This window comes from Opitutaceae bacterium, assembly GCA_041395105.1.
Taxonomy (GTDB): Bacteria; Verrucomicrobiota; Verrucomicrobiia; order Opitutales; family Opitutaceae; genus B12-G4.
On record JAWLBB010000005.1, the window covers coordinates 271,908 to 279,091 of the forward strand.

5 protein-coding genes are annotated in these 7,184 nt (G+C 58.1%); 3 read left to right on the top strand and 2 right to left on the bottom strand.

Going from position 1 to position 7,184, the window contains the following annotated elements:
• Nucleotides 1-35: 35 nt before the first annotated feature.
• On the bottom strand, nucleotides 36-1,295 hold the full coding sequence (larA, locus tag R3F07_16300) for a nickel-dependent lactate racemase (protein ID MEZ5277944.1): 1,260 nt from the start codon (nucleotides 1,293-1,295) through the stop codon (nucleotides 36-38).
• A gap of 129 nt (nucleotides 1,296-1,424) precedes the next feature.
• Complete coding sequence (locus tag R3F07_16305) at nucleotides 1,425-2,396, bottom strand: integron integrase (GenBank protein MEZ5277945.1); 972 nt, start codon at nucleotides 2,394-2,396, stop codon at nucleotides 1,425-1,427.
• A 1,084-nt stretch (nucleotides 2,397-3,480) separates the two neighbouring features.
• On the opposite strand from R3F07_16305, the gene R3F07_16310 reads away from it, so the two are divergent.
• From R3F07_16310 to R3F07_16320, 3 genes are all read left to right on the top strand, one after another.
• Nucleotides 3,481-4,029 carry a transposase gene (locus R3F07_16310; protein MEZ5277946.1) on the top strand — a complete coding sequence of 183 codons (549 nt, stop codon included), beginning with the start codon at nucleotides 3,481-3,483 and terminating at the stop codon, nucleotides 4,027-4,029.
• Between the two features lie 458 nt (nucleotides 4,030-4,487).
• Nucleotides 4,488-5,186: a hypothetical protein gene (locus R3F07_16315; protein ID MEZ5277947.1), complete on the top strand. Its 699-nt coding sequence runs from the start codon at nucleotides 4,488-4,490 to the stop codon at nucleotides 5,184-5,186.
• Nucleotides 5,187-5,826: 640 nt separating this feature from the next.
• Nucleotides 5,827-6,960: a transposase gene (locus R3F07_16320; protein MEZ5277948.1), complete on the top strand. Its 1,134-nt coding sequence runs from the start codon at nucleotides 5,827-5,829 to the stop codon at nucleotides 6,958-6,960.
• Nucleotides 6,961-7,184 lie beyond the last annotated feature (224 nt).

Here is a 7,184-nt window from a genome sequence, read left to right on the forward strand (position 1 = left end):
TCGACTTGACCGATGGCATCAGGCGGGGCGAACCCTCAGGTCCGCAAATACGGGATGGTCAGGGGCCCTTCCGGCAGGATGGCGACCGGCGCATTGCGACCGATTCGATCCAGCTCCACATCGAGGGCCGCCCGCAAATCGGTCACCGGTTCGAGAAAAGCGCGTCGGACCTCGGCCGGATTCAGTTCACTGAAGAGGCTGACCCGGGTCCGCAGGACAATCAGCGCCAGAAGTTGGACCTGCCAGCGATCGACCTCGGAAAAGCCCGGTCGGCTGATCGCGGCCAGCGCCTCGGAGGCGCTGGTGAAACGAAAGAGCATCTCCCGGAACCGTCCGTGCGACGGGAAGCCGTCATTGCACCGCGCGGCGGTCAGGATGAGACCGCCATCGGCCGTGATCTGCGAGGCGGCCGACATCCCCTTGACCGTCTGATAGAGATTCAGGTCAAGCGGGTACCCGCTGTTGGTCGTGATGACGATCGGAAACGGCTCGTCCACCCCGGTCATGACGGTCTCGCGGACAAAGGCGCAGCCGGCCTCGTGCGCCTCGATCACATCGCCGCAGAAGAACCGGGTGATCTCCTTCCTGATGTTGAGGGTGACGTTGAGCAGGAAATCGACCGGCAGGAGACTTCCGGCCGCCCGCAGGTGGGCCTGGGTCGGATTCCCCTCGAGCCGTCCCCAGGTGCTCCGGGGATCCCCGATATTGGGCACGCTGTGGTACTGCATGATCCCCTCCAGTCCGGCCACCCCGGGGAAGCAGCCCTTGTAGCCCCCGGAAAATCCAGCCATGAAGTGCGGCTCGATGAAGCCGAGCAGGATGCGCCGGTCGGCCTCTGCGTATTCGCGATTGTAGGACACCGGGTAGCCGAAGGAAGACGTGCCCACCTCGACCAACCCCTCCCGGTTGACCGCATCGTGGTTGACGATCCGGTAGCGGTCGACCACCGCATCACCGACCATCCGACGCAGTTCGGCCTCCGTGTTTCCCCGATGGGTTCCCGTGCCGATGATAATCGTGATGTTCGCGTCGGGGACATGCGCAAGTTCGCCAAAGAGCCAGGGCAGCAACCGGTCGCTCGGCAGCGCCCGGGTGATGTCCGGGATGGCCACGGCCACCGTTTCGCCCGACCCGATGCGGTCGCGCAAGGGCGCCCCGCCGATCGGATGCCGGGCCGCCTCACGAAACGCCGCCCCCTCGTCGGCCAGGCCGGGAAGAAAGCGGGGCCTCATGATGGTCGCGTTGATCCCGGTCAGGTCGAGATCCAATCCCGTCTCCCCAAATTCCAACCGCACTGATTGAGCCATACCGCCCATCGAAACCCGCTCGATACCCGGAGGCAAACGCGAAGAACGAAGCCCGCGACTTTTCAAAGCCAGGCCAGGAAGACCCACCCGCCTTTCCGGATTACGCTCTGGTTTCCGCTACGATCCGAGTCGGTCCAGCGGACTGCGTACACCCATTCCTGGTCTTTTCGTGACATGGGTGTAGATCATGGTGGTCTCCAACTTGGAATGTCCCAGCAGTTCCTGAACGGTCCGGATGTCGGATCCGTTCTCAAGCAGGTGGGTGGCAAACGAGTGCCGGAGTACGTGCGGAGTGACCCGTTTGTTCAATCCCGCTTCACGCGCGGCATTGGAGACCGCCACCTGAATCCTCCGATCAATGACATGGTGCCTTCGCCTGAGTCCACTGACGGGGTCGATGCTGGTCTCGCGGGAGGGGAAGAGCCACTGCCAGGGCCATTGGGTCCCCGCAGTGGGATACTTTCGTTCCAACCCCTCAGGGAGCCAGACACCGGCCAAGCCTTCCAACCGGTCCTTCTCATACAGTTTTCGCACGGCCCGCATCTGCCACTGAAGCGGTGCAACAAGCCGCTCGGAAAGAACCGTCACCCTGTCCTTGTCACCCTTGCCGGCGTGCACGGTCAACTGACCCCGATCCGGGTCAATGTCCTTGACCCTCAGGCGCAGGGCCTCCATCAGGCGCAGACCAGAGCCATACATGATTTCGACCAGAAGTCGGACGCTCCCATCCATTTCGCTGAACAGTCGGTTGCACTCATCCGGTGTCAGAACGACAGGCATGCGTTTCTTCCGGGCCGCTCTTTGAAATCCAAACTCGCCGAGATCCCGCCCGAGAGCGTCCCGGACGAAGAGGACGATCGCATTGAGCGCCTGCCTCTGGCTTGACTGGCTCGCCCGGCCGGAAACCGCGATCTCGCTGAGGAATCGGCTCACATCTTCGCGATCGATGGTTTCCGGGGCCATGGGGGCCACAAAGTCGACCAGCCGCTTGGCCCATCCCCGGTAGGTCTGCTCAGTGCGCCAGAGATGGCCCTTTTCCCGGCAGACACGAATCAGCTTCTTTTCCCACTCGGTTGCCCCACGGTCCAAGTGCCCGGGCAGCGGAGGGCGCGAACTCTGGGAGGCCGACGGACGGCAGTCTGCCGCAGGCGGGGGTGCGGGGGCAGTAATGGTGGGATGATCCGCTCGAAATCCTTTATTCCGACAACAGGCTGCCTCTTTGAAGAACCACCTGAGAGCGACACAGGTGGCGGACGTATCTCCTTGCATTTTAAAGGCCTCGATATAGATTCGGGCCAGCATGATTGAGGCCGGAGATCTCTGGGTTCGACAGTGCGCCAGGAATCGGAAGATCTCGCGCTCATGGCTCCCCTTGACCCGGCCGTTCAGACCGCTGCGATACAGGTGCTCCCTCCAATCCCCGAAGTGGACCGGCACCTTCCAGGAGTCTCGAATTTCGTTCTCTTCGGACATGGTTCCCGAGTTTCGCATTCTGGGAGTCGGTAAGGCAAGCCCAATGTGAACAAATGTTCACCTTTGTCATTTAGGTAGAACGTAATTTGCTCCAAATGAACAGATTGAACATAACAAACTCGGATCGGCCCGGTCCGATTCAACACACCATCAAAACCCGAAAACCGAATCTCAGTTTCGGTGAATAACACTGTTCGAGGAAAAAAGATATAGTGAGGGGAATAATCCCCAAAGCGTGGATACATAATTGTCCTGCCCGCAGTATCCATTAATGTAATATAGCGATGCCTAAGCTGGCCCAGGCGCTTTCCTGTTTTCTTCCGCAGTTCAAGAGAAGAAACGCCCTGAGCAACCAGCAGTCCAAGGTGTTGGGCAGCATCCTGGCCTGCCGGACCTCAGCTTTGGGAATCGGGCTTCACCGCGTCTGTGACTGCGGCCATGAGCTGATCGCCTATAACAGTTGCCGTGACCGTCATTGTCCGCTGTGCGAGGGCAGGGCGACGCGGCGGTGGCAGGCGACGCAGTGCGCCAATCTGCTGCCTGTGCCCTACCATCATTGCGTATTCACGATTCCAGACGCGCTGGGCACGTTAGCATGCTACAATGAGGAGTTGCTCTACGATCAGTTGTTCAGGTCAGCGCCGGTTGCCTGGCTTCATTCTTCCAGAACGACCGGCGATTCCGCGGGCAAGGCGCTTTCATGGGCATCCTGCACACGTGGGGTCAGCGGCTTCAGTTCCATCCCCATGTCCATTACCTTGTCGCCTGCGCTGCGCTCAGGCGTGACCACACCCTGGCCGTAAGCGACGGTTATCTCTTCGATGTCAAAGCCCTTTCCCGGGTCTTCCGCGGCCGCTACCTGGACGCCATCGAGCAATTGCTCCAGCAGAGCCGGCTGACCTTCCCGCCGGGTTGGTCCAGGCGAAGCGTCTGCGCCAGCCTGCAGCAGGCCTCACGGCGCAACTGGTGCGTCTACACCAAGCGGCCCGTCTGCGACCCGGCCAAGCTGGTCGAGTATATCGGTCGTTACGCCCGTAAGGTTGCGGTATCCGAGAGTCGCATAGATTCATTTGATTCCTCCTCAATCACCTACCGTTGGAAGGACTACCGTGACGGCCTCTACCAAACGCGCCGTGGTCAGCGCCTCTTCTTTCGTCAGGCTTTTCGTCCAGCACATCCTTCCCTTCGGCTTCAAGCGCATCCGCTACTTCGGATTCTGGCGCCCAGGCGGGCTCAAGCGCGCACGTGAAGCCATGGCGATGCACGCGGTGAAAAGATGCGTCGCTGCGTGGAGACTCTGCTTGCTGCCGCCGAGCAATTGATTCTCAGCGTCGGTGAACCCATCTGGCATTGCCCCCGGTGTGGCCAACTCCTCCAGCGCCTCGACCTTGCCCCTTTGCCTGCCCCAAACACTTCATGATTGCCTCCCTGAACCGTCCTAAGTTCGCGCTCCGGTTGACCCGATGGATCAGCCGACACCCCCTTTGTTGTCCCAATCCAAAATCCAGCCAAATCCGCCCAGTCCAGACTCGTCAATTCACCGAGAAACCTCTAGATTCAACCGATGATGCCTCGCACTTTATGCCTTCTGTATTCAACCCACTCATCAGAGAATGAGGTCAAATGCGTGCAAACCCCATATCCCTCAACCAGCTCGAACCAGCCGTTGGAGCGGACACGCTTCGCGCGCCGCTCAACTTAGACGTTATGAAAGCGATCCGAATAGCGGTGAGTCTTCTCGTTCTCGTGTCATTCATGCGACCGATCGTTAAGTCCGGGATCTCGGTCTTGGGTGGAGGATTCCCGACCATGTTGCCAGCGAATCTTGTATTTGGCTTAATCGGTTTGGGTACCGCTCTCCTGATTCTCCCTGGTTTGAGGAGGATCTGGAAGAACGCCTCTGTTCTTCTTGTGGCGATCGGATTCGTAGGTACTGCAGCGGGTATCGTTTACGAGACCCATCGGATCGAGAATCTCGCCGGTGCTATTCGAGAAACCGGAGGGCTGGGCTACGTTGGCTCAGAAGAGGTTGGCTACTGGATCACAGATGAGCCGACACTTGACAGGATAGCTGGTATTCTGGAGGACGGCGAAAGCCGGATCGAATGGAGGGGTAGTAGTTGGTTCTGGATCAACGGGGGCAAAGCCTGCGCCTGTCACGACGGTAAGTCGATACGATTTCGGGATGGACGAGGAGCAGTTACCTTGAAGCACGATTGCTTTCAGATTCTTGGCTTTGTCCAGATTCGGAACTCCAATTCGAACGAGTTTGTTCGGGCTCTGGAAGATGCCTTGTATGACCTAGGATTTTGGGAAGCCATGGGGGTAACCCAGATTGATCATCGGAAAGGAAACCATCATAACCAGGCGAGTGAGGTAACGGCTTTCAGCCGCACCTCCTCTTGAACGATATGCAGAAAAAATGACACGATTCTTTTCAATATTCAGCCTGGTTTTCGGTTCGACCTTTCTGTCTGCATCTGAGCCAACCTTCCATGGAAGCCTTTCTGAGGTTTGCCGCATCACCTATCACGGGAACACCCAAGCAGGCGAAATGGATGAATATCTCGCTGTCTGCATATTGCTAGACGAGCATAGAGGTAGCGATACTTCGCTTTACGTCGTCACCGCATACGAAAGAGAGTACCCACCCCATATAAGACGAATTATTCGGCAAGCACACTCACCCGCGATTGAAGAAAAGGATGGAAAGATATCGATCCTATACACAAGTGGCGCAAACACGACATGCGTAGACACTTACACTCTTGCAAGCGGAGAGCCTGAATTTATTTCGACCGAAACCATTTCATGGAATGATCAAGGTGTTTTCCGAACAAGTGAGTCATTCGAAAACTACGTCGATCTAATCAATAAAAGAAAAAAGCATATCCAGTCGTCCCATACAACTCCGGCCAGCGCTCCGCGCTAGCCTACGCATATGGACTTCACGTTCGAGGAAAAAATAGATATAGTGAGGGGAATAATCCCCAAAGCGTGGATACATAATTGTCCTGCCCGCAGTATCCATTAATGTAATATAGCGATGCCTAAGCTGGCCCAGGCGCTTTCCTGTTTTCTTCCGCAGTTCAAGAGAAGAAACGCCCTGAGCAACCAGCAGTCCAAGGTGTTGGGCAGCATCCTGGCCTGCCGGACCTCAGCTTTGGGAATCGGGCTTCACCGCGTCTGTGACTGCGGCCATGAGCTGATCGCCTATAACAGTTGCCGTGACCGTCATTGTCCGCTGTGCGAGGGCAGGGCGACGCGGCGGTGGCAGGCGACGCAGTGCGCCAATCTGCTGCCTGTGCCCTACCATCATTGCGTATTCACGATTCCAGACGCGCTGGGCACGTTAGTACGCTACAATGAGGAGTTGCTCTACGATCAGTTGTTCAAGGTCAGCGCCGGTTGCCTGGCTTCATTCTTCCAGAACGACCGGCGATTCCGCGGGCAAGGCGCTTTCATGGGCATCCTGCACACGTGGGGTCAGCGGCTTCAGTTCCATCCCCATGTCCATTACCTTGTCGCCTGCGCTGCGCTCAGGCGTGACCACACCCTGGCCGTAAGCGACGGTTATCTCTTCGATGTCAAAGCCCTTTCCCGGGTCTTCCGCGGCCGCTACCTGGACGCCATCGAGCAATTGCTCCAGCAGAGCCGGCTGACCTTCCCGCCGGGTTGGTCCAGGCGAAGCGTCTGCGCCAGCCTGCAGCAGGCCTCACGGCGCAACTGGTGCGTCTACACCAAGCGGCCCGTCTGCGACCCGGCCAAGCTGGTCGAGTATATCGGTCGTTACGCCCGTAAGGTTGCGGTATCCGAGAGTCGCATAGATTCATTTGATTCCTCCTCAATCACCTACCGTTGGAAGGACTACCGTGACGGCCTCACCAAACGCGCCGTGGTCAGCGCCTCTTCTTTCGTCAGGCTTTTCGTCCAGCACATCCTTCCCTTCGGCTTCAAGCGCATCCGCTACTTCGGATTCTGGCGCCCAGGCGGGCTCAAGCGCGCACGTGAAGCCATGGCAGTACGCGGTGAAAAGATGCGTCGCTGCGTGGAGACTCTGCTTGCTGCCGCCGAGCAATTGATTCTCAGCGTCGGTGAACCCATCTGGCATTGCCCCCGGTGTGGCCAACTCCTCCAGCGCCTCGACCTTGCCCCTTTGCCTGCCCCAAACACTTCATGATTGCCTCCCTGAACCGTCCTAAGTTCGCGCTCCGGTTGACCCGATGGATCAGCCGACACCCCCTTTGTTGTCCCAATCCAAAATCCAGCCAAATCCGCCCAGTCCAGACTCGTCAATTCACCGAGAAACCTCTAGATTCAACCGATGATGCCTCGCACTTTATGCCTTCTGTATTCAACCCACTCATCAGAGAATGAGGTCAAATGCGTGCAAACCCCATATCC